Origin of the sequence: Williamsia muralis (genome assembly GCF_051487485.1) — a bacterium.
GTDB classification, from domain to species: domain Bacteria; phylum Actinomycetota; class Actinomycetes; order Mycobacteriales; family Mycobacteriaceae; genus Williamsia; species Williamsia muralis_B.
In genome coordinates this window covers 23,900-46,028 of the sequence record NZ_JAHVCV010000014.1, presented here as the reverse complement: position 1 = coordinate 46,028, position 22,129 = coordinate 23,900, and the positions used below count along the sequence as shown (strand labels likewise).

The following is a 22,129-nucleotide window of genomic DNA, read 5'->3' as shown; positions in this document are numbered from 1 at the left end:
CGCAAGCAGACCCAGCCACCCACCGAACACAGGACCAGTTCGCACATGACCTCTCGCTACCGAGCACTCATCGCCGCCGCGACACTCGGCGCCACCCTTCTCGGAGGGTGCGCCTCAGTTGCCGACGAGGACGCCGCGCCCGTGACTGACACGGCCGTCGATGTGATGCGCGGGCAGATCCCCGACACCGCCGGGCCCGAGGTGACAGTCAGCCGTGTCGTCGACGGCGACACCATCGAGGTCACCGATCGCGCCGGCGCCACGTCCACCGTCCGGCTCATCGGCGTGGACACCCCCGAAACCGTCAAACCCAACGCCCCCATTGAATGCTTCGGGCCACAAGCGAGCGACTACACCAGCACGATCCTCACCGGCCGCGCGGTGCGACTCGAACACGACCAGACCGTCGGCGACACCGACCGCTACGACCGCCAGCTGGCGTACGTGTGGACCGTCCAAGATCAGCGGTTGTTCAACCTGGCGCTCATCGAAGCCGGAGCTGCCCGTGAATACACCTACGACCGCACCCGCTACCGCTACCGGAATGCCTTCCGCGCCGCCCAGAGTGACGCTCAACGCGACCGTCACGGACTGTGGGGCCACTGCCCGACCGACAGCTAACCCCTGCCCACTGTCAGACCCCTACGACACTCCACCCACACAGGCCCCAACTCACAGAAGGTGACCGACATGGCTTCGCTCGTGTTCATCGCAACCGGTGTGCTGCTCGTTGCCATCCTGCTGTGGGGCATCGGCTCTGGCCTGGCCCGCCTGGTCGGCATCATCCTGTTCATCGACGGCATCGGCGGAATGTTCATCCACGGCGGCGACCTCGCCAACACCCGCTACCCCATCGAAGCCGGCATCGGCCTGGCCCTCTGGCTCGCCGGCCACTGGCTCTACGCCCTCAAACACCGACTGTGGCGCTCACACCTCGCGCTCGTGGTGTGGCGGCTACCCATTCTCTCGCTCCTGGCACCCATCCCCACCCGGTAATCACCGGCTGCGTCGCCCATGGCAGTTACGGTTGGCATCATGATGAGCCAGCCGATAGCGTCACAGCCCACCTGGCAATCAGGTTCCACGATCCTCGAAAGTGCTGACCGAGACGCGGTTCTCAATACGTGGCTTCGCGCCAACGAAGCACTTCAGGCAATCGTCGACGCGGTCGACGACGTGAAGCACCCCCCTTCCAAAGAGGCACGCAATATCGCTGCCCGCATCGACTCGCACCTCATCGACATACTTGGATGGGTTTGTGGCGAGATACGACGCGTCCTCTATGAGACCCCCTTTCCGATTGGTGGTTCAGCGGGATTGGCTTCAGACCGCCCCAGTGCGACAGAGCGATACTTGGTCGAGTTTGTAAGTCCGGTCGCCGTCGATGAGCTGACCGGGTTCCTCACTAACCTGCTACACGATCTAGCAACGGCAAAGATCGAGGGATGGCCCGAATACATCACCAGGTTCTTCGACGCGTGGCTTGGCCGCGTCGCGGGTACCGGTCTCAACTCGACCAGCCTGTGGCGGAATATCAATCTTGCAGTCCAATGGGATGACTCCGCGAGCATGGATGCTGCGGGCGATTTGTGGACCAGCCAGCTTGGGCGGTTGCTGGCGGACTATCGCGCACGAGTGGTACGTGCCCAAGCAGCGAGCGACGCCGGAGACGCAGTCGAAAGCGCGCAACGTTCCGCGCAGCTTGCGGCGCAAGCCGCCGGGGTTGCTGGCACTGCATCGATCTCCACCTATTTCACCGATTTGGCGAAGTCGGAACGACGAGTCTCGCGATTTTGGTCGGGTGTCGTTCCCGGGGCGTTGGCAGCAACGGCCGCCGTGGCGGGCGGCACCCTATGGTTCCTGCGCGCTGACACCTGGGTTGAACAACTCCTGCACCTTTCGCTCACACTTCCCTTCGCGGTGCTCGCCGCCTACGCCGCTAGTTTGTCGGCGCACCACCGACGCAGCTGGTGGTGGGCACAGGCAACCGCGGTTCAGTTGCGCTCCGTCGGAGGATTTGTCGAACAACTCAACGCCGAGCAGAAGGCCGAGATCCTGCACGACGTGGGAGTGCGAGTCTTTGGCGCACCAGAGATCGAACGGTCCAACAAGATTGACGATGCGTCAGTTCTCTCCATCGCCGCGACCGTGATCGAGCAACTGAAGATCGGATCGGCCGAAAAGTAATTGCGTGTGGAGCGCGAGAAGCGTTAGGACCCTAGGTTCCTAACGCGAACAACGGTTCCTGTCCGGGCATCCCAGCACCTAACGCTTCTGAGACCGCGGTGCGGTCCCATCCGCCGGTGAGTGCGGCGCGTACGGCGTGGGCGCGGGCTCGTCGGGCTTGGCGATCTAGACCGCTGGCGCCGCGGCCCCATCCGCTGCCGCCGCCGCGGTGTTTGCGGCCCATGTCGGTGAGGTTGTCGGACTGGCTACCGATCACGACGTGACGGGCGCCCACGCGCACACAGAGTGGGTTGTCGCATTCGTGCATGGCGACCAACCCGGCCGGCATCACGCCGTGGACGGCGGCGACGGCGAATCGTTGAGCGCGGACAACTTTCGGACCACCGGGTCGGCCGAGCCAGAACCGGCCGTAGCCGTCGTCGCCGATCGCGCCGACGAACACCGCACAGTCGTGCGGGTTGGGGCCGGCGATGACGTACCGGTTGAACCGCCGGATCTCGCCGGCGTGACCGACCGGGTCGACAACCAGCCGGTGGCTGGTCACGACCCGGCCTCGACCGAAAGAGCAAGCGCGGTGGTGATGTCCATGGGTGTGGTCTACCCCAGGACTACGACGCGAGTTCTGCCGGCGACTGGACCGGCTGACTGCCGCCGTCTCCCCCGGCCGCCGGCGCCGGCAGGTGTGGTGCACCGTCGGTGCCACTGTGCTCGGCGCTTGGCGCAGCGGTCTCGCTGTCTGCGGTGGCTTTGGATTCGTGAAGCCTGATCAGCCGACGCACTTCGGTGTCGGGCAGGTCGGAGAGCTCGGCGAGCGCGGCGATCGTTTCACCGCGATCCCGCATCGCTGCCAGCGCGGCGCCCATCCGAGTGTGTGCCTCGTCGACTTTGCTCTGGCACTTGGTCTTGGCCGCAGCGATCGCCTTGTCGCGGACCGTTTCTGCAGCCGGTACCGCTTCGGCCGCTTTGAGGACAGTGGCCAGATCGGTTTCGTTGGCCTGGTCGCGCAGTCGCTGCGCTTCGCGTTGCGCGGCGACCTTCTTCCGTGCGAGATCGCGTGCGGACATTCTTTTTTCGGTGGTAGCCACGAGGGCCCTCCCTCATCTGAACCTGTGTAAGCCCCGTACGTGCATACGAAACTTCTTGCAGCACTCGACGCCAGTTGAATGCAGCCCCAACATTACCCGCTGACGCGGCCGTTGGGGGGTTCTGGCAGACCGTTGTCGCCTGGTGGTCGAATCGCCGGTGTGCCGGCCCCGGGGGGCCTTGCACCGTCTTTTCGCCCTGTCTGTCTCCGCTGTCTGCTCTGTGCCCGATTTTTGATCTCGGTTCTTCGAACCATCGTCGCCTTTCGCCATGCCCTTCGGTCATGACCTGCTTGTTTGATCCCACAGCTTTGCTGTGAGTGATTAGTTCTGACACACCTCTGGCAGATCTTCTGACTTCGGGGGCGGCGCGCTTCTTCCACCACGGCCGTGGCCGGGTTATGGTGCGGTGGTGATGACCCTGCACGTGCTGCATGCCGGTGACGGCTACAGCTAGACGAATCGCCGCAACCCCACCGGTGATGACACGCCGCGTCGAGTCGCTCAGCCCATCGCCCCACCACAACCCCGGGGGAGTGCCATGGGCGGTGTAGTAATCGGCCATCTCCTGGCCCCGCTCGCGCTCGCGATCCTGACTGGCCACCTGGTCGGTCAGATAGACTTCGCAGACTTCGTTCGATCCGCGGGCCCCGACGGGATCTACCGCGGCGAGTAGGGAAAGGCCCGTGTGGAGTGCACCGAGAGGCGTTCGGGGTCGTATGCGGCAGCGAGAGCAGCGCGTAGTTCCTCGGTGGCGGTGCGGTGTCCGTTGTCGCGGGAGACTGAGACCCGCAGCAGTTCGACGGCGGTGGGGGCGCGTTGTACGCCGTCGACGTGGACCTTTTCCACGTCGATGGGCAGCTCTTGATCCAGCGGCACGTAGGCATGGTTTTGGGAGCGGCCGCGGGTCAATCCGACGTAGAGGCCGGCGCGGTCGGCGGTGACCGAGTGCAGCATGCGGGTCACGTCGACGGTCAATCCTTGGGCGCGGTGGATCGTCATCGCGTAGCCCAGTTCGGTGTGTTTCGCGACGTAGTCGGCGGTCAGCCGGACGGTGCCTTTGTGGTCGCGGTGGCGCACCGTAAGTGTCTTGTCGCGGTGCACTTTCACGACCGTCCACACATCACCGTTTCGCACATAGGCGCCGCGGCGCGTTCCTCCTTTGGTGCGGCCATCGGGTCCGCGGTCGTTGGATCGGGTGACGACTTGATCGCCGACGCCGGCCATGTGCTGATCGGACAGACCCGCCAGACGGCCGGTGCGGGCAACACCTTCGGCGCGGCGAATCGACTGGATCGCTGAGTTGAGCTCGCGCACATCATTGACTGTGGAGGCCAACACGATGCTGTTGCGGCCGGCGCCCAGGTCAGCGATATGGTCGGCCACCAGCTGGGTTTTCAGCTCGGCCAGGGTGCCGTCATGCACCCACCCGCGACGGGCGTACAGGTCGATCGCGGCAGGGTCGCCTTTGCGCAATCCCATCGAGTTCTTCGCTTGCACGTGGTCGTCGCCGAACCGCACGACTTCGTCGAGTTCAGGTGCGTAGGTCTGGTCGGCGAGCGACCGCAGCAGGCCACCGGACTCAACTGCGTCGAGCTGAGCCGGATCACCCAACGCCCGGATGATCGCGCCGCGTTCACGAGCCAGGGCGAGCAACGCATCCCAGTCGGCGGTGGACATCATCGATGCTTCGTCGACGAGCATGACTGTTCCCTGGCGCACGGGCAGGCGGTCGTCGAAGACGCCTTTGTGTGTTCCGCCCCACGTGATTCCGCGCCACGCATAGGTAAACGAGGCGACCGTTCGGCCTTCCACACCGATCTCTTCGGCCAGGTTCTCGGCCGCGACCGCGGACGGTGCGAGGGCGATGACGTTGTGTCCGGCCGCTTCCCACGCTTTGGTTGCGGCGGACATGGCGGTGGTTTTGCCGGCACCAGCGGGGCCTACGCCGACGGCGAGGAGGGCGCCGGAGCCAGTGAAATGGTCGACCAGGGCGCGTTGGCCGGGGTTGAGTTCGCGGCCGTTCTCGGCCTGCAACTGCTGGCAGATGTGCTCGACGTGGGCGCGGGTCAGGACGTGCCCGGTGGGGGTGTTCGCCGCGGCGTGCACGCGGTCTTCGGCGGCCAGGATGGCGGTGGTGGTGAGCAGAGTTTCGTCGTGGCGCACCAGTTGCGATTCGCCGTTGGCGCGTTGCAATGCCGCTGGGGTGGGGGCGAACTCGGGGGTGGCCAATGCGATCACACCCGCTCGGGCGTGGTCTATGACAGCGTCGATCGCAGCTCGGCGTTGGTGTGGAGCATCGAACGCGACGGCCGCCAAGTGTGCTTCGGCAGCCCCGCGCAGGGAGTGCATCGTCCAGGACGAGCGCCGCTCGGACAGGTGCTCAAGGACCTGCTGTGCTTCGGTCTCGACGCCGAGAAAGTCGCGGTCGGCGGCGTTCTCACGCTGCAGGATTCGGTCCATCATCCGATTGAGTTTGCGTTCGGATCCCAGGACGGTCAGGGCGCGATCACGCCACCCCTCACGCAGCTCAGCGAGGGACTTGCCGGCCTGTTTGCCTTCGCGGGTGTCGAGGTTGGCTTGCTGCATGAGCCGGTACATGCTGCGTTTGGGTGGCATGTATCCGTGCTCGTCGCGGTAGGTGCGCAGCAGCTCGTCGTAGCGGGCCTCGATGGCGGTGCGGCGGCCGGAGAACTCTTCACGCAGCTCGGGCAGCACCCCGGCGATCTCGATGACGGCCTGGCGGCCCTCGCCCATCTGGCGGACCTCACGGCCCACACCGAGCTCGCGGCAGACCAGGTCCATCACTGCGCCGTTGTAGCGCTGCGAGTGCGCCACAGCGGCCTTGTGCAGGGCTTTGGAGTCGATGGATCGCCACACACCGTCGGTGCCCTGGACCTTCTGGGACACCGCGGCGTGGGTGTGAAAGTTCGGATCCCCGGCCCGGGAATCGTAGTGATCGAACTGGGCCACGATCAGCCCTTTGGTGTCGACTTGCAGCCCACCGCTGGCACCGGAGCGGGTGAAGATCGCTTCCTGCTGCAGGTGCGTGAGGGCGTCGTTGACCGCCTCGTGGTGGCAGCGTTCGATGGTGCGGCGCGTGTGCTCATCACCCAATGCCCACAGCGTGGACACCGATTTGGGGGGAGTGAACACCAGGTCGAACCCGGCAACTGGTTGGCGCACTTTGCCTTTCTCGAAGGCAATCCACGACGACAGTTCCCGCTCGGTCAGCGGGGCCCGGCCCTTGTCGGCGGTGAACAGTCGGCGGCCGTGGTCGCGTTCGATGTCGCGGACCTCGGCCACTTTCGGGCGGCGGTGGTGGGTGGCCACGAACGATTCGATGCTCGCTTCGGTGGCTTTCACCAACTCGATGTCGTTGTTGTAGTGCGGGAACTTGCGGCCCAACCGGGCGGTCTTGATCGCCGCCGCCGGCTTCATACCCTCGCCGACCATCGTGTCGATCAGAGCATCAGCGTTGGGGTGCAACGCTTCTCCGAACAGCGCTTTCATCTGCTCTTCGCGGACCGTGCCGTTGACCGCCAAAGCGTCATGTCCGACCCCGCCGGCCAGGCGCTGGTCCTCGAGCGCGAGAAGGCCGTCGAGATCTGAATTCAACCGATCCCGCGACGCCGCTCCAGCTTCTACAGCCTTCGGTTGTGGGTGTTTTCGCGGCTGGTGTGGTCACCGGTGTCGCGGGTGGGCCCACGGTAAATCCGTGGGTCGTGCTCGAGTTCGGCAGCGGCCGCGCCCTCGTGTTCGGCGTGGTGTGCGCGCCGTAGTTCCTCAAGGTCGCGTTGCAGGTCCCGGTGGGCCTGCTGGTGAAGGTAGTTGGCGTCAACGGGTTTGGGGCCGATGGGGTCGACGTCGGAGGTGATGTCGTGGTCGGTGCGCCACGCTTGGATCTGTCCGGCGAGGTGTTCCCATCGATGCTGGGCGGTCTGGTCGGTGGGGTAGTCGCCGAGCGTTTCGGTCCATAGGGGTCGGTCGATGGCCAGTTGTGACCCGGCGGCGGCGATGGTTTCGGCGAGGTGGCGGTGGTGGGCGACGGCGTGTTCGTTGCCCTCGGCCAGCGGAGGGGCGGGCAGCCAGGACGGTACGCGCGGATCGGCTGCTAGTGCGGCAACAGGGTGGTCTTCACGCCATGCGGTGAGCAGTTTTTCGGGGTCGACGTCGCCGGCTGCGGTCCGCGCACGTGTGCTGCGGACTTGCAGTTGGCCCGCCAGCTGCATCGCGGTTTCACCGGAGAGTCGTTCTCGCGCAGCGATGTCGTCGATGAGTGTGCCGAGCGTCGGGTGTCCGCTGCGGATGGCGATGCCGGCACTTTCGAGGCGTTCCACTTCGACCTGGTGGGCGTCGATCCAGCGGTTCCGCGCGATGTTGAGTGCGTTGGGTAGGTGGGTGTCGAGGTGCTCGGTGATGGCGGCCGCCGAGATCTCTTGGTCGGCAAGCTGGAGGTCACGCACCGCCGCTGCGGTGACCAGGTCGGGGGCGTATCCGGCGCGGTCTGCTGCACCCAAGCGTGCGATGAGGCGGCGGGTCGCTGGGTCGTTGCGTACGTGGTCGCGGTCCTCAGCCGGGAGCACGGACAGTGCTGTATCGAGTCGTGCAGAGTCGATCTGAGCGACCGCTGCCCGATAATCGGCGAGCGCGGATGCCAGGGGATCGGTCTGCCGTTCGAGGGCTTCTTGGTGGGTGTTCGCGGCGATCTGGCACCAGTCGGCCAGCTCGGCGTCGGTGCCGGGATGGCGGGGCGGCAGGGGAGCCAGTCGGTTCGGATCATCGTCGACCGGACGTGGTGTGCGGGTCTGCTGGATCAAGCTCTGCCCGAGACGATTCATCTGACCATGCGTGAGGCACTGCTGTTCGGCGATGCGGTGGGCGATCAGTGCGGCCGGGTCGTGCGCGTCGGCCAGTGAGGTGTGGTCGCCCAGGGCGGCCGCGAGCACGTGCACCGGGTGTCCGCCGGCGTCGTGTTCGGCGATCAACAGTTCCCGCAGACGGTGGTAACTGTCGAGGTGTGCGTTGCCTAGTGCCAGGTTGTTCTCGATCCACGACATCGCTGACGGGAGTACTCGCAGGGTCTGCCCGTGCTCGTCGGGGTATGTGGTGCCGCCGATGTTGATGGCCAAGATCGGGTGCTCGGGATGGGTCAGGGTCACTCGGTCGGCCACGAAAACGTAAAACGGTGGCGGCTCACCGATCCGTTCGAGAAGCTCCTCTACCGAATTGTTGAGGTAGGCAGGGTTATCGACCGCGATGAGGTCGGCCCTGAACCCTTCGTTCGGCTCAGGTGCGATCGCCGCCCTGCACACGTCATTCCATGCCTCGAAGTCGTCGTAATCGACGCGAATGAGTACCGACTCGTTCTTGAGTTCATCGGACCCCACGCTCGCGGTAGACATGCGCGGCAACTCCCCCGCGCGATGCGGCGGGGCGGTTATGGGCGGTGGCGGAGCATGGCGAGACGCGTCTCGGATGATTGTGTGGCCGGCCGATCCGGCGATGGGCCAGATGTCGAGCCGGACCACCGTCTCGTCGGTGTCTGGGCGCAGATCGCGACTTGATACGCGGATCATGTTCCATCCGTCCGGGATTGAGTCCAGAACTGGGCCGAACACACGATCATGGTCTGCTCTTGAGCTTCTAGCGAGCGGCTCAATGCGGGTCGGCATCAGCCCGAACTCGCTGCCTCCTTGCTCTATGTGATCCCACTGCTCCAGGTTGCCCAGAGGCGGCTCGCCTTGGTGGGTCTCGACTTCAATGGCCATCCTTCGAGCTGTGTAGGGCAGCAGGAAAGTCAGTTCTGGGTCGTGCGGCGGGTAGGCGCCGGCCCATCTCGGGTCGTCCGGATTGGCCCGGTACCCCAGCACAAAGTCCGGGTCCAGCTGCACACCGATACTCAGCCGGTGAACTCCAATCGGCCAGTCGTCATAACTCCGAGTGGAGAACGCACCAATGACGGCAACAGCGTTGTTCGAATACGGCAATTCGTATCATGCGTACACCACGAATCATCTCCCCCGTCATGGGCACGACCAGGCTGCCTGTGCCCCTTTGTCCTTACTGAAAAACGTTACGTCAGCGCACACCGCTGGAACGATAAAAGAGCTTCAGGTTTCTTGTCCGAAAACCGGTCGACTACGGAGTTCGGCGCGCGAGAATTTGGTGTCTGCTCGTAGCCCCGGTGCTCACGTCGCGATGAAGGCCCGGCGCTCAGTTGCGCGTGCTGTTCCTGGCCGGGAATAACAGCACCGTATCTGAGCGACCGGACCTTCACCTGTTTCGGTGGCCGGTACTTTCGTGCCGACCACCGGGTATGTGGGGCGCCTATGAGGCGCAGTCGAACTCGCGGGTGGCGTCGTTGTAGACCCAGCGACCGTCTCGATAGTGGATTGATCCGTCGTCGGCCGAGATCGCATCGCCTGAGGCGACGAGTTCTGCCATAGCTCGCTCGGTCATCGTGTGGTGCTGCGCGGATACCGCTCTGCGGGCTTGGATGTCGGCGTTGATTGTTGTCCGTGTTGAGGGGTGCAGGGGTTTGAGCTCGCGTTCGTACCAGTTGCAGTCTTTGGAGTTGCAGTCGCCGAATGAGGCGTGCTCTTTGAGCCGCGACAGGCAGGACCACAGCTCAAGTCGATGCCAGACGATCATCGTGTCGTGGTAGCGAACCACGACACCATCTTTGGTCGATAGTGCTTGGTAGGCGGCGGTGTAGGAGCCCATCAGGGCAGTGAGTTCTTCCACTGCCACAGGGTGGTTGGGCCAGCACCCGGGGAGTTTTGAATGGCTCAGGCCGTAACGGCGGCGTAGCCATTCCACCCAGTCGACCAGCTCGTCCCAGAGGTCGCCGGCCTGGTCGGCGTCCAAGTGCCGCCAAGTTAGCGGCCCCCAACGGACCTGGACGGTCACGCCCACACTCGCACGTCGGTGTCGCCGTCTCCGTCACTGCCGAGCAGCGGTGCGACTTTGTCGAACAGGGCTTTAGAAGCATCGACTTCTTTGCGCCATGGCTTGTTTTCCCACACGGTCGGCAGATGCACAACGAACGGTGCAGCGCCGCGAGCGACGAGCAACGCATGATCGGTGGGCATCTGGCGGATGTCGCTGGGTTCCATGACGTTGCGGGTTCGTAGGCGGGGTGTGTGGGTGGGGTCGGTGATGGGTTCGTACTCGTCGATGGTTCCGCACAGACGGGAGAGCTCAGCCAGTTCACGGTCGCCGGACAGGCCCGGCAGGATCAGCCGAACGGGTGCTGAATCGGTGAATAGTTCGCCTTCTGCGTTGCCCCACCGTTGGATGTTCTGGGCCTTGTTGTGGGCGAACGCCCAGATGCTGATACCGCGACCGCCGGTGTCGTTCATCATGTTCGGCAGCCCGGGGATGGGTGCGACGGTGTTGACTTCGTCGAGCACGAGGCGAGCTGGTGGGTCGAGTCGCTCGCTGCGTGTGCGCAGCGATGCCCGGTCGAGGATGTGGTAGACCTCGGCGGCGAAGACGGCCACGATCGGGGCGACCGAACCGCTGGTCCCCTTGGACACCAGGTACAGCGTGTTGGGCCCACCCAGTACCAACTGTTCGAGGTCCACGGATTCGTCAGCGGGGGTGTCGACGGCCGCCAGCAGTCGCGGATTCGACAGGGGTTCGACCAGGGTGGCCACCGCGTGGAACATGTCGTCGCTGGAATCTGATTGTGCTTCGACGATTTGCCGGATCTCGGCCGCCCATGCTGGATTGACCGAGTCCAGGATTTCCAGGGGCTCGCTTGCTCGCCGGTTGGTGACCCACGAACACACTGCGGCCAAGCCCTTTTCGCGGTGTGCGGCAGCGTGCAGGTAGCAACGCATCAGGGTTTTCGCTTTGCCTTCCCAGAAGGAGGAGTCCTTGGTGTCGCCCATCGGCACTGCTTTGACCCAGGCCTCGGCGCGTCGGGCAGCTGTCTCCTCGTCGTCGCAGCCGGCCAGCAACGACCAGCGCAGCGGGTCGGGATGGCCGATGAGCCCTTCGGGGTCGAAGATCTCTGCCTGACCCAGCGCCGACCGGTACCGCCAGGTTGAGGCGATCAGGTCACGTTTGGTGGTGGTGGCGAGCAGGAATCCTGGGGCGTCCCAACACCGTTGAATTGCCACACGGGAGGTCTTGCCGGCACCGGTGGGTGCCTCACACAGGACGCAGTCGCGGTGTTGCAGATAGATCGGAGTCCCGGTCAGCACGTTCGATCCGAGCCTGATCGCAGCAGCTTGGCTGTCAATGGACCGCAGAGGCCGGTCTTGCAGCGACCGGAAGTCGTTCCGTGCACGCTCGGTCGCGCCCTTCTCATTCATTTGCAACCGCAGCAGCTCCCGGTCATCGCCCAAGCCCGATGTCTTTGCCTTATTGCGGTGGGCCCGGTTCTGGGCGATCGATTCGGCGATTCCCGCGCAGGCGCCGGAAATGATGAGGCCGATGGCCATGCAGATCCAGGTCAGGACCGGTCCGCCGGGCACGGGCTGTGAGGGCCACCGCGCGGCCGGGTCGCCGGGTGAGGTGAGTATGGCTTTGTATCCGCCCACGCCGAATGGTCCTGCTGGCCAGGCGAAGCCGTGACCGGATAGCAGGCCCGACATGGCCCCGCCGAAGGGAACGGTCGCCGTGGCCACGAACACCAGCAAACACAGCGGGAACACCCACCACGCGATCAGCGGTGTGCGGGGCGGTGCGGGTGCGGGTCGTCCTCCGATGGCGCTCACGATCGGGCCCCTGTCTGGGTTGTGGTCAGCTGGCCGGCGGGTACAGGTACCGGGCGTGCAGTGGGCAGGTTCGCGGCTACCTCACGCAGGTGAGCGGCCACGGTGCGGTCAGAGTCGGTGTCGGCGGCCGCGAGGATCGTCGTGGTGAAGTGGTCGGGCTCGCTACTGGCCAGGACGGCGGTCAGCGCAGCTGCGGCCGCGATCCGGGTTCGCGCTTCGGTCGCGTCGATGCCGGGGGCATCGGCCCGCCCGAACAGTTGGGAGATTTCCGCACGCAGCGCGATCCGGCGAGGATCGACGGTGTCGGTCATGACGCGGCCGTTTCGCTGTCGTCGACGACGAACAGGGTGTCCAGGCGCACTTCGTGCCAGCTCTGATAGCCGGGCACCCGGCACTGCGGCACGGCCGGGTTTTGCTCGGCGACATCGACGGTGATCGCGACTTGGTGGCGGGCGGCGGACGCGGCCACCGAATCAGCATCGATGTCAGGGTGGCAGGTGTGCAGCAGCAGCCGCACGACCTCCAACCCTTGGTGTTCACGGGCTTTGCCGGCCAGGAACACCGCCTTCTCCGCCGCCGACAGTTCCGCGGACAGATCGTCGCCCCGGTCGTAAATGTTGTCGTTGGAATGGAACTCGCCGTACCAGGCTTCGGTGCCGTCGGCGTTGCACACCGCGTAGGTGCTGACTTCGGCGTCGCCGGCTGACCACAACTCGATCATTGGTGCCTCGTGCGCGGATTCGACGACCTGGGCGGCGCGTTCGGCCACCACCCGGTCTCGGATCTCGTTGTAGTCGATGCCGAGTTGTTTACGCATCTCGGTTTTCACTTTCGGCCACAAGGTGCGGGTGTCGAGTTTGTGGGTTTTGGCCCACCCGTACAGGGCGGTGTGGGTGTCGAGGGTGCGCAGCTCGTCGGCGTTCTCGCGCACAGCCGTTTCAGCGGTGGTCCAGTCAGCTTTGGTGCTCATCGGTCGTTCTCCTTGTCGTGGTGGATGATTGGGGCAGGGCAGGGCAGGTCAGTCGCGTCCGGCAGCGTCGGTTAGTGGGTCGGTGCGTGCGGCGTACGTCAGCCCGAGTCGGGAGCTGTGGGCGACGACGTGATCACAGGCGGCATCCAGGGCCCGCCGCACGCGTCGCTCAGATTCAGCAGTGATCACCTCGATCGCCACGAAGACCTCCCCGGCGCGGCGGGTGGGAATGACCTCCACGGTCGGCACCGCGTGCAGGTAGTCACCGATCAAGGCCGTGCACTCGCGTTCAGTCGACCCGATATCGGCTGCCGTCGCCGGGGCGAGGAACCCATGGACGATCGCGGTGTAGCGCCGGGGTGGCTTCATTGAGGAGCGGACGGTGAACCGATCAATCCCGTCCATCATGGTCGGTACAGCCGTGAGCATCGTGGCCATGGATCGTCCTTTCGCTGCGGTGCAGGGGTTTTAGGGTGTGGTGCCTTCGAGGACGTCGTTGGTGTTGGTGAGGGCGATTTCGTCGGAGGACCGCATGTGTTGCATGAGGATCGGGTCGCGGTTTTTCATCACGACCAGGCACTGGCCGCGGCCGAGTTGCATGAGGACGTCGCGGGTTTCCGGGGGCAGGTGGTACATGTCGCACACCGCTTCGGCGTCATCGGCGCGGCCCTGTTTGTAGAGCTTGACGATGTCGGCTTCCTGCATCAGGGCCCGTGACGGAGAGTCGGCGGGGTGATCGGACAGGTGGTGAAACGCACTCGACGTCGACAGACCCAGCCCGCGCGAAAGTTTCATGTTGGCGCGGGCGGTGTCGCCGGTGGAGCCGTCACCGAGTGACCAGCCTTCCTCGAACACCTCGACGGTTTGGGTGCGGTTCTGTGAGCGGGCAGCAAGCCGGTTCGACAACCACGTTTGCGCGGTGGTCATCACGACCTGGACGGCTTTGCCCTGCTCAGGCAGGCCGGAGATGTCGAAGTGCACGAACGGGTGCTCGAGAGCGTCGTGGACTGCTTGGCTGGTGGGCCGGTCGACAAGTCCGCGGAGCTCGCCGTCGATGAGCTCGAGCAGGGTCAGCCCGGCGTCCACGCCCCATTCGAGCGAGCGGGAGGCCCAGCGGGAGCCGAAGTAGCCGCCGTCGCCAAGGTTGTCCAAGATTTCCGGTGACAGTTCGGCGCCGTTGCGGACCGCGTCGTAGGCCGCAGTCGACATGCCGGGGTCGGGATCGAGGAGTTGGCCGGCGACCTCGACCAGCAGCGGCTCTCGGTTGGCGGCTTTGGCGCGTTCGTTCACGATCGCCAGGGCGCGGCGCACCGCGGCCCGCATTTTCGGGGTGATGGGTTGTTCCATCGCGTCTTTGAGGACCGCGAGCAGCAGGGCTTGCTGGCCGGCCGGGACGACGCCGGCCACACCGCCCTTGTGGCGGCCGTCGGTGGAGATGGCCGGGTCGAGCAGGTTCAGGCTCACCCCGGCCCCGTCGAGGAGGAACTCGATCGACGGTGCGCCCAAGGCATCGGCGATCGACCCGTACTCACCCCGCCCGCCTTGGCGTTTTTTGTCGAAGACGACTACTTGCCGGTTGAGGATAAGTTGCCGAAACACACTGGTTTTCATGTCCGAGGACTTGCCGGTCCCGACATCGCCGATGTTGCAGGTGTTCACCCCGTCGATGACGCCTTCTTTGTACAGCTCGAACGGGTCCAGGCGCACAACCGATTGGCCCATCAGGTTCTGGCCGGTGATCAGGCCGGAGTGGGCAATGGCGCGGCGGGTGGTGAACAGGTTGAGCGCTTCGGCCTGGCGGGTGGTGGTCCAGCCGCCGGCGGGGCGGCGTTCGTACCAGCCCGCCCGATCAAGCCAACGTTTACGCAGCGGCGGATCACGCCGCTCCATCATCGGGGCGTAAGCGCCCCATTCGTCGAGGCCGCCGCCCCCATTACCGTGGCGGGCTTGTTCTCTGAGCAGCTGCACATCGGCCAGGTCGGCGTCGTAGTGCTCCATACCGTCGTCATCGAGGTACACCGGCTCGTCGGCTTTACCCATCACCCAGCGCATCCAGCCGCGAATGGCCTGGCTGCGCGAACGCTCGACGTCTTCGTCGGAATAGTAGGGCTCGTCGGGGTAGGCGTGGGCGCCGGTTCGTGTACTCATCAGTGCGACCTTGGGGGCTAGTTGCGGGTGAACTTGGTACGGGCCAGACCACGCCCGAGGGGCAGGGTCCAGAACTGGGCGATGTCGTGATCGTCGGTGCACCAACGGATTTCCGGGATCGCTGAATCGCCGGCGGCGGCGGTCACCCGGTCACACGCCCGGTCCAGGTCATCGGCGTCGCGGCCGGTGACCGCGACCGCCATAGACCAGATGACCCCGTGGTAGCCGGTGCCGGCTTTGAGGTCTTCGCGGCGCCGCGCCGACGACGAGGACAGCACTTCTTCCGAGCCGTCACTGATCTGCCCTTTTTGTTGCAGCTCAATGGCTTTGGCCGCGTCGTTGGTGGCATGTCGTTTGGTGGCCTGACGGGCGATCCGGGCGGGCACCAGATCCATGCGGACGGTGATCGTGCGCATGGTCGGCGCCGGGGGCAGATCATCGCCGGGGTCACCGGGATCGGGCTCGACGCGCGAGAGCAACGGGGTCAGCCATGCCGGCCCCAGCTGTACCGGCGGGATCTTGCTCGGCGGTATCACCCCGACGCGGGTGTGCCAATACTCGTCGCGGCGGTCGGGGTCGGTGGAGGCGCGCACCAGCACCGAGTCGTGGCCACCGAAGAACGAGGGGATCCAGTTCCGCCAGCTCGCGCCTTGGTGGCGGTCCAGGGCGAACGAGGGGTTCATCATGGCCCGCATCACCGCACACGCTCGTTGTTCGCCGAGCACGTCGACCCGGCCGAACCCGGCCGACTGCAGCGCCCGTTGAATCCGGGCGGCTTCGTCGCGGATCACCTGTGCCACGCCACCTTCAGGGGTCGCGTTCTTACTGCGGGCGATCCGCGCGGCCTCCCGCATCAACCGCCCGTTCTCCGGGACCGCGATCGACAGATACGAATACGGCTCTTCCGAGTACGGCCGGGCGTCGTCGATCAGATGCCCGTAGGACACGATCGCCGGAGTCAGTAACTCGACCCTCTCCGGTGAGGTTTCACGGAGCTGTTCGATCTTCTTCTGCACCCACTGCTCGTGCGGGTCCAGGTCGGCCGGCACCACCCGCAGCACCAGCTGCAAACTGCGGGTGAACACGGTGTCGCGGGCCGCGGCGTTGAGGACAGATTCGCTGTAGGCCGCCTGGTTTTGCGCCCACCGCTCGTTCGACCGCAGCCCTTCGGCCTGACCCTGGACCGACATGATCAGCTGGAAGTAGGGCCGCTCCCCCGGGTTGTGGTGCCACAAGATGAACAGATCATCCAGACCCGTGCCGGTCAGGTCGATAGGCTCGCACGCCCCCAGCGCCGGCGGGAACGTCCACCCCGGATCAACCTGCGGGTCGCCGTAATCAGGGTCAGGGGCGATACCCAGAGCGGGGTCGCCGGGAGTGAGCCAAATGTGGCGGCCATCGCGCCGCCGCCACCACGTCGAGCACCGGTGCGCAGCAATCCCGGCCAGCGATTCGTCGCCGATCAACTTCAATGTCGACCCGGCCGTGGCCACAATGATGACCGCGCACAGTCCCAACCCGATCAGGCCAGGCATCATGATCATGACCATGAGCCCGCTCAGCGCCCCGATCGTGCACAAGATCAGCTGGGCGGCCGGAAGGCCACGTGAGGCGACCTCGCCGCCGAGGACCGAAGTCCGAACCTCTTCGTGCATGGGGACTGTCATCGCGGTCGTTGTCCTTTCTGGTCAGGCATGGCTGGTCAGGTGTTGTCGGGGGTGGGCGCGGAGTCAGCGGCGACGCCGTGGGTGCGGCTGGCGGCGTTGATCGCTGCGGCCCGGGCACCGCCCGAGACTCCGGCGCTCGCGGCGTGGCCGGTCATCGACACGCCTCTACCGAGCCCGGAACCGGCGGCCGCCAGTAGCCGGCCTGCGGCGCCCCCTTCGGGGCCGGCGAGCGCTCCAGCTTTGCCCAAAGCTTTGGAGCCCTTGGTGATGCCCGACCCCAGCTCGCCGCTGTGTCCACCGCCGCCCTTGCCGCCGGTATGGCCTCCGCCGGGGCCGGCGTTCGCGGCGCTGGTCGCTTTGTGGGCGGTCTGTCCGCTCTGCCCACCCACCGGCCCTCCACTACCGCCGCCTCCGCCGCCGTGGCCACCACCACCGGAGGCTCCGCGGGAGGCCCCGATCGCACCGCCCATGCCGGCGCCGATGATTTGGCCTGATCCGCCTCCGGAGTCGCCCATTCGGTCGGAGTCTTCGGTGTCAGGCAGGACCGGTGCCCATTTGAGCATCGAGAACGGCGCGAGACCGATGACGACGAACGCCAGTGCCATCAGCGTGAGCATGCCGAGAGATTGCAGTTCCCCGGTGCCGGCGATCGAGTTCTTAGCAGCGTCGTTGAGCAGGTCGCTGAGCAGCCCGAGCATGAAGAACAGCAGCGGCACACTAAGCATCAGCGACAGCAGGGTCATCGGGATCCGCAACGCCTTCTTGCGCATCGGCGGATAGACGAAGAAGGCGAACCCGATCGCCATCGCGCAGGAGGCCAACGGGATGCCGATCTGGTGCATCAACAGACCCACGTACAGAGCGAACGCCCCGATCGCCAGCAGGCCAAAGCCGATCAGTCCCATCAATGTTCCGCCGACCAGGGTGTCTTTGTTGACCGCGCCCAGGGTGGCCGAGACATTGTTGACCAGCTCGTCGACCGATGTCCCCATAAAGCCCACGAGGGCATCGGACAATGCCGCACAGAACGCTTCGATCATGTACGCCACCCCGGGCGCGAAGAGCATGAACGCCACTGCCATCGGCGCATAGCCCAGGGTGTTGAACAGCAGTTCTCGCCCCCCACCGCTGCGGGCGGCGCGCACGGTCGCGGCGAGGAACAGCACCGCCAGCACCGCGATGCCCAGCCCTACGGCCTTGGCGTACCAGGCGATGAACCACTGGGCCTTGAAGTCGAAATTGCCGACCTCGGCCAGGCCCGGTAACACCTTCTGCAGCAGTCCGATCGAGCCTTCTTTCATCGTGTTGGCCCAATCGTCGATCACACTGCTGGGATCCTCGACGAACTTGGCGATCGCCACCGCCCCGGTCCAGAGCATCGAGAACGCATCGACTGCGGCGGCACCGAGCTTGTAGGCCCCGGTCTCCTTGATTGCCTCGTCGACCCGGTCACTGAGCTCGGTGTTGCGGTCGATCCACGCTGCCGTCTCGTCGAACATTTTGCCCACGTTGATGTTCCAGTCCGTGCAGCTCGCGACATCCGGACCTCGGGCTGCTTGGTCACAGTTGACGAAGAATGCGTGTTCGCAGTACGCCCATCCGCGTTTCTCGCCGGTGTTGCAGGGATCTTCGATCCGGTTGCGTTGCGGGTCGCCGGCCTCGGCGTTGGTGCGTCGGGGGCCGTCCTCGGCGGCGGTCATGATGTCCATCGATGCCGCGTCGGGTTGTTTGGCCCACTTGAAGCCCCACGTTGTGATCGCTTCGCTGGTCCAGCGTTTGAGGTCGTCGGCGCACACCGGTGTGGTCGAGGGGTAGAACTCAGAACGGTCGTTGGGAAAGGTCTCCTGATACCAGTCACTCGGGGGTGCCCAGCCTGCGTCGACCGCTTCTTTGGCCTTCTTCTCGTCGCGCAACGCCTCAGCGGGCAGCGACTCCCCGCTGGGCAGCTCCACATTCGACACGACCAAGCCCATCGCCTTGGCCTGAATCAATTTGACCTTCTGATCAGCGGGAAGGCCCCAGTACCGCAACGCTTCCTCGTTCGGGAACATCGCGGCCAGGTAGCCGGCGAAGTCACCGCCCTTGTCCGCGCAGACCCCTTTGAACCAGGGGCCGTTCTTGAACTCGTCGGTGCCGGCGACGAATTGATTGAGCTCAGCGGGCATCCCTTTGGGGAGTTGCTTACCGCCGGTCATGGACGATGCCGGTGCGTCTTCGGGTGCGGCGGCGGCCTGCCCGGCCCCCACGGTGACCAGCACCAGTGCTGCGGTCACCAGCAGCAGCGCCCGCACCCACACCGAGTGCCCACCAGTTCGGGGCGTACGGCGATAGTGTGTGCGGATTCGTTGAAAGATGCTGGTCCTCATGGGTTTCTCCTGTAGCCCGGCGACTTAGTCGACGTAGAAGCTGTAGTAGCCGTTGGTCGCCTTCTGCGCGAGCGGTGAATCGGCGGCCGGGAAGGTGGTGTCAGCAGGATTAGGGCCCCGTGCGAACTTCCAGTCGACCGCTTTCCAATCAGTGCCGCTCCACGACAGGGTCACTGTCGTTGTCGACCAGATCGTTTGCACGCCAACCTTGCCCGCGTCACCGATCTTTGACTGGCCGGTATCGACCTGCCACACGCTCACCACGGCCTTGTCGGGCGAAAACTCCGTCACAGTTGGGAGAACCGGAATCGTCAGGTAGACGTTCTCGGTCTCGCCGCGACCGCTGACCTGATCCAGTATTTCGAGCAGCGCCGGCGTTGCGCTCGTGCCGACCGACTGCTCACGCAGCTTCTCCCCGGAGATACGGCCCTGGCCAGCTTGAGTCACCGCCTGCACGAAATTCACCCCGGCCGTGGTGACGCCGACCTTGTCCCTGGTGTACCCCGAAGGGATGCCGTCGGTGATCGATTGCGGGCCATGGGCGGACCCGATCCCCTGTGTCGAGTTCTTGTTCGCTGCGCCTGAGTCGCCGCCGTCATCACCGCCGCACGCAGCAGCGAGAACAAAAATGAGGACCACGATGATCAGCAATGCTCCGCCGCCGATCCACCACGGCGTACGCGATCGTGCCGGGGCACCGCCCCCTGCGGCCGAAGGCGTGCCGACTCGGCTGTAGTCGCGAGCCATCACCGCACACCCCCCGTCGGGTTGGGCGACTCGCTCGGTAGTTTCTTGCCAATCATGCTGTGCTCCTTGATTGTTAGGACGTTGGGCGGGGTTAGAGGATGACGGTGAGCAGGATGATGAGCAGCGTGATCACGAGCGCTACGCCGAAGAACACGACGAACCGAACGCGGCGCAGCTTGTGGCGGTCGCCGCCAGCTCGTGGGGGGACGGGGGCGGCGCCGGGGTTGATGGGGCGGCGAGCGCGGGGGCTGGGAGAAGATGTCATGTCAATGTCCTTTTCTGTGAGTGGGATTGGTGGGTTTTGGGTTAGCCCGAGACGGCGAACAGGACGCCGCCGATGAGGATCGAGGCCCCGGCGCAGGCGCCGAGCCCGGTGAGGGCGTCCATGAAGGAGGCTTTGGCCTCGACTTGCTGTCCGGCCATACCTCGCCGGTTGGCCATGGCCATCTTCACCGAGGCGGCGATGACCCAGATGGCGCAGGCGGCCAGGCAGGCAGCCCAGAACGCAGCCATGAGCCGACGCCAGGTGTCCCCTACGCCGGTACCCCAGAGAGAAAAGTCGGGGGTGATGCCGTCCAGTGGGCTGTCAATCGCGACGACAGTGTCGGCGCCGGCGACACCGGCGCTGGTCAGCCAGGCCAAGGTGACGATGCCGAGGATGGTTGCAGCGCGAATACTGTTGCGCTGCAACCTGCTACCGGTGCTAGTGCTGGTGGTCATGAGTTACCTCCTTGTGGTGGATAGGTGTTCATTGCTGGGTGGGGGTTGTAGGGACCGGTGTTGGGCGGTGGCCCGACTGCTGCTGGTGGGCCGATGTGGACAGCCGGACGGGTGATCGAGGTGGGTACCGCACCGGCGGTGTACTCGATGGGTGCGCTACTGCGCAGCTGGGAAAGCTGGTCGGCGATCTCCGCTGCCACCCGCGTGTAGGCGATGTGGGTGGGCGCGGCGAGCTGGGCTTCGGCGATGCGGGTACCGGAGCCCTCGAACAGCGGCTCGTAGGGAACGTCGATAATCCGGGTGATGCCGAGGTCGACCAGGTCGGCAATGATGGCATCCCGGTCGGTCGGGTCGGCGCTGCCGGGGATGGCCGCGAGTGCCACGACCGCGTCGGTGACCAGGTCCGGTCGGCCGTGCCGACTGCGCAGCCCGTCGAGCATTTCCAGCACCGCGCGCGCGGCGTCGCGGCGGTAGGTCATCGGGATCACCAGCTGGTGGGCATTGTGGGCGGTCCACTGCCAGTTGTCCGACAGGTCCTCGCCGGCGGTGTCGACGAACACGCCGTGGCGGTGTCGGCGCAGCACGGCGGCCACCGCATCGCATTCGGCGTTGCCGATGGCTTTGTCGCGTTTGGACGAACTATCCGAGGCCAGGACATCGACCATGGTGATCGGCTGACGGCGCAGGTACGCCCCCAGCGCCCCGGCCTGAGCGTTCGGCCCGGCGAGCTCACTGGCGTGCTCGAGGAGATCCCACACGTGCAGCTGCTCGCCAGGGGTGGTGGCTTCGGCGCGGTCGGCCAGGGTGCCTTTGGATTCGGTGTTGTCCCATGCCACCACGCCCGCACCGCGGAACAGCCCGAAAATGTAAGAGAGCATCAGAGTGGTCGGTGTTTTTCCCTGCCCGCCTTTGGGGTTGGCGATCATCACCACGAACCACGGCGGCAAGACCGCACGGGAAATCAGCTCGACGTCGTAGCGGTAGTCGATCTCGGCGGGTTCAGGGCGCAGCTTCATCCCGAGGGTCTGATTGATCCGGCCCCGCCGGCCCCACTCGGCCGGGTCGGTCTCGATACCCGGGTTCGCGGCGAGCAGCTCCCCGCGCAGCACCTGGTGGCGATAGTCCTCGTCGACGACAGGCGGCGCGATCGCGCGGACCGGTGGACCGAACTCGATAGTCGGGGCTTCGCCTGGTCCGACCGGCGCGGGCCGCACCACTTCGGTTTTCGCGGCGTCGGTCGGGTCGGTGGTCGCGGCGGCGAAGATCGCTGCGCGGGTGGCTTCGGCGGCCTCACGGGTGGTGCGCGGACCCTCGACGGGTTCGGCCGCCACCGTATCGGTGGCCTCACTGTCGTCGACGGTGGTGTCGTCGACGGGTTCTGGTTCTGGTTCGGGTGGGCGGCGGCGCAGTGTTTGTGCGCGCAGGTTCACTGGTGTTTCGGCGTCGTACGGGCTGCCGACGCTCGATTGCGGATAGGCGTTGCTGGAAAAGCTCATACGGTCCTCCTTCGAGG

At 65.6% G+C, this 22,129-nt stretch carries 19 protein-coding genes; 3 read left to right on the top strand and 16 right to left on the bottom strand.

The annotated features are described in order from the left end of the window. The first annotated feature begins 45 nt into the window (after positions 1–45). From KXR83_RS25465 to KXR83_RS25455, 3 genes are all read left to right on the top strand, one after another. Positions 46–621 carry a thermonuclease family protein gene (locus KXR83_RS25465; protein WP_023961503.1) on the top strand — a complete coding sequence of 192 codons (576 nt, stop codon included), beginning with the start codon at positions 46–48 and terminating at the stop codon, positions 619–621. A 69-nt stretch (positions 622–690) separates the two neighbouring features. Continuing rightward, positions 691–996 carry a hypothetical protein gene (locus KXR83_RS25460; protein WP_023961505.1) on the top strand — a complete coding sequence of 102 codons (306 nt, stop codon included), beginning with the start codon at positions 691–693 and terminating at the stop codon, positions 994–996. Positions 997–1,035: 39 nt separating this feature from the next. Next, entirely contained in the window at positions 1,036–2,187 is a 1,152-nt protein-coding gene (locus tag KXR83_RS25455) for a hypothetical protein (protein ID WP_023961506.1), read from the top strand. A 31-nt stretch (positions 2,188–2,218) separates the two neighbouring features. Here KXR83_RS25455 and KXR83_RS25450 read toward each other — a convergent pair whose 3' ends face one another. The 16 genes from KXR83_RS25450 to KXR83_RS25375 all read right to left on the bottom strand — a co-directional run bounded on the left by KXR83_RS25450 (position 2,219) and on the right by KXR83_RS25375 (position 22,112). Next, positions 2,219–2,731: an HNH endonuclease gene (locus tag KXR83_RS25450; protein ID WP_023961508.1), complete on the bottom strand. Its 513-nt coding sequence runs from the start codon at positions 2,729–2,731 to the stop codon at positions 2,219–2,221. Between the two features lie 64 nt (positions 2,732–2,795). After that, positions 2,796–3,272: a hypothetical protein gene (locus tag KXR83_RS25445; RefSeq protein ID WP_437427126.1), complete on the bottom strand. Its 477-nt coding sequence runs from the start codon at positions 3,270–3,272 to the stop codon at positions 2,796–2,798. Between the two features lie 657 nt (positions 3,273–3,929). Further along, on the bottom strand, positions 3,930–6,887 hold the full coding sequence (mobF, locus tag KXR83_RS25440; RefSeq protein WP_437427125.1) for a MobF family relaxase: 2,958 nt from the start codon (positions 6,885–6,887) through the stop codon (positions 3,930–3,932). 26 nt (positions 6,888–6,913) lie between these two features. Further along, positions 6,914–8,674 carry a DUF6924 domain-containing protein gene (locus KXR83_RS25435; RefSeq protein WP_437427124.1) on the bottom strand — a complete coding sequence of 587 codons (1,761 nt, stop codon included), beginning with the start codon at positions 8,672–8,674 and terminating at the stop codon, positions 6,914–6,916. 925 nt (positions 8,675–9,599) lie between these two features. Next, a complete protein-coding gene (locus tag KXR83_RS25430; RefSeq protein WP_023961518.1) occupies positions 9,600–10,139 on the bottom strand; it encodes a hypothetical protein in 540 nt (179 codons plus the stop codon). 38 nt (positions 10,140–10,177) lie between these two features. Further along, positions 10,178–11,998, bottom strand: a complete 1,821-nt coding sequence (locus tag KXR83_RS25425) for a type IV secretory system conjugative DNA transfer family protein (RefSeq protein ID WP_023961520.1) — start codon at positions 11,996–11,998, stop codon at positions 10,178–10,180. Then, the gene (locus KXR83_RS25420; RefSeq protein ID WP_023961522.1) at positions 11,995–12,309 is read right to left on the bottom strand and encodes a hypothetical protein; all 315 of its coding nucleotides are present in this window, start codon (positions 12,307–12,309) and stop codon (positions 11,995–11,997) included. The genes KXR83_RS25425 and KXR83_RS25420 overlap by 4 nt, the downstream gene beginning before the upstream one ends. Then, positions 12,306–12,968 (bottom strand): hypothetical protein, encoded by a 663-nt coding sequence (locus KXR83_RS25415; protein ID WP_023961524.1) that lies wholly within the window; start codon positions 12,966–12,968, stop codon positions 12,306–12,308. Before KXR83_RS25415 ends, KXR83_RS25420 begins: the two co-directional genes overlap by 4 nt. A 48-nt stretch (positions 12,969–13,016) precedes the next feature. Further along, on the bottom strand, positions 13,017–13,406 hold the full coding sequence (locus tag KXR83_RS25410) for a hypothetical protein (RefSeq protein WP_023961526.1): 390 nt from the start codon (positions 13,404–13,406) through the stop codon (positions 13,017–13,019). 30 nt (positions 13,407–13,436) lie between these two features. Continuing rightward, positions 13,437–15,116, bottom strand: a complete 1,680-nt coding sequence (locus KXR83_RS25405; RefSeq protein WP_023961528.1) for a hypothetical protein — start codon at positions 15,114–15,116, stop codon at positions 13,437–13,439. Between the two features lie 17 nt (positions 15,117–15,133). After that, the gene (locus KXR83_RS25400; RefSeq protein WP_437427123.1) at positions 15,134–16,783 is read right to left on the bottom strand and encodes a hypothetical protein; all 1,650 of its coding nucleotides are present in this window, start codon (positions 16,781–16,783) and stop codon (positions 15,134–15,136) included. A gap of 35 nt (positions 16,784–16,818) precedes the next feature. Then, positions 16,819–19,149 (bottom strand): hypothetical protein, encoded by a 2,331-nt coding sequence (locus KXR83_RS25395; RefSeq protein ID WP_437427122.1) that lies wholly within the window; start codon positions 19,147–19,149, stop codon positions 16,819–16,821. A gap of 24 nt (positions 19,150–19,173) precedes the next feature. Beyond that, positions 19,174–19,896, bottom strand: coding sequence for a hypothetical protein (locus KXR83_RS25390; RefSeq protein WP_023961861.1), 723 nt, complete (start codon positions 19,894–19,896; stop codon positions 19,174–19,176). Between the two features lie 91 nt (positions 19,897–19,987). Continuing rightward, positions 19,988–20,161, bottom strand: coding sequence for a hypothetical protein (locus KXR83_RS25385; RefSeq protein WP_023961859.1), 174 nt, complete (start codon positions 20,159–20,161; stop codon positions 19,988–19,990). Positions 20,162–20,202: 41 nt separating this feature from the next. After that, entirely contained in the window at positions 20,203–20,616 is a 414-nt protein-coding gene (locus KXR83_RS25380) for a hypothetical protein (RefSeq protein WP_023961857.1), read from the bottom strand. Then, positions 20,613–22,112 carry a MinD/ParA family ATP-binding protein gene (locus KXR83_RS25375; RefSeq protein WP_437427121.1) on the bottom strand — a complete coding sequence of 500 codons (1,500 nt, stop codon included), beginning with the start codon at positions 22,110–22,112 and terminating at the stop codon, positions 20,613–20,615. The genes KXR83_RS25380 and KXR83_RS25375 overlap by 4 nt, the downstream gene beginning before the upstream one ends. Positions 22,113–22,129 lie beyond the last annotated feature (17 nt).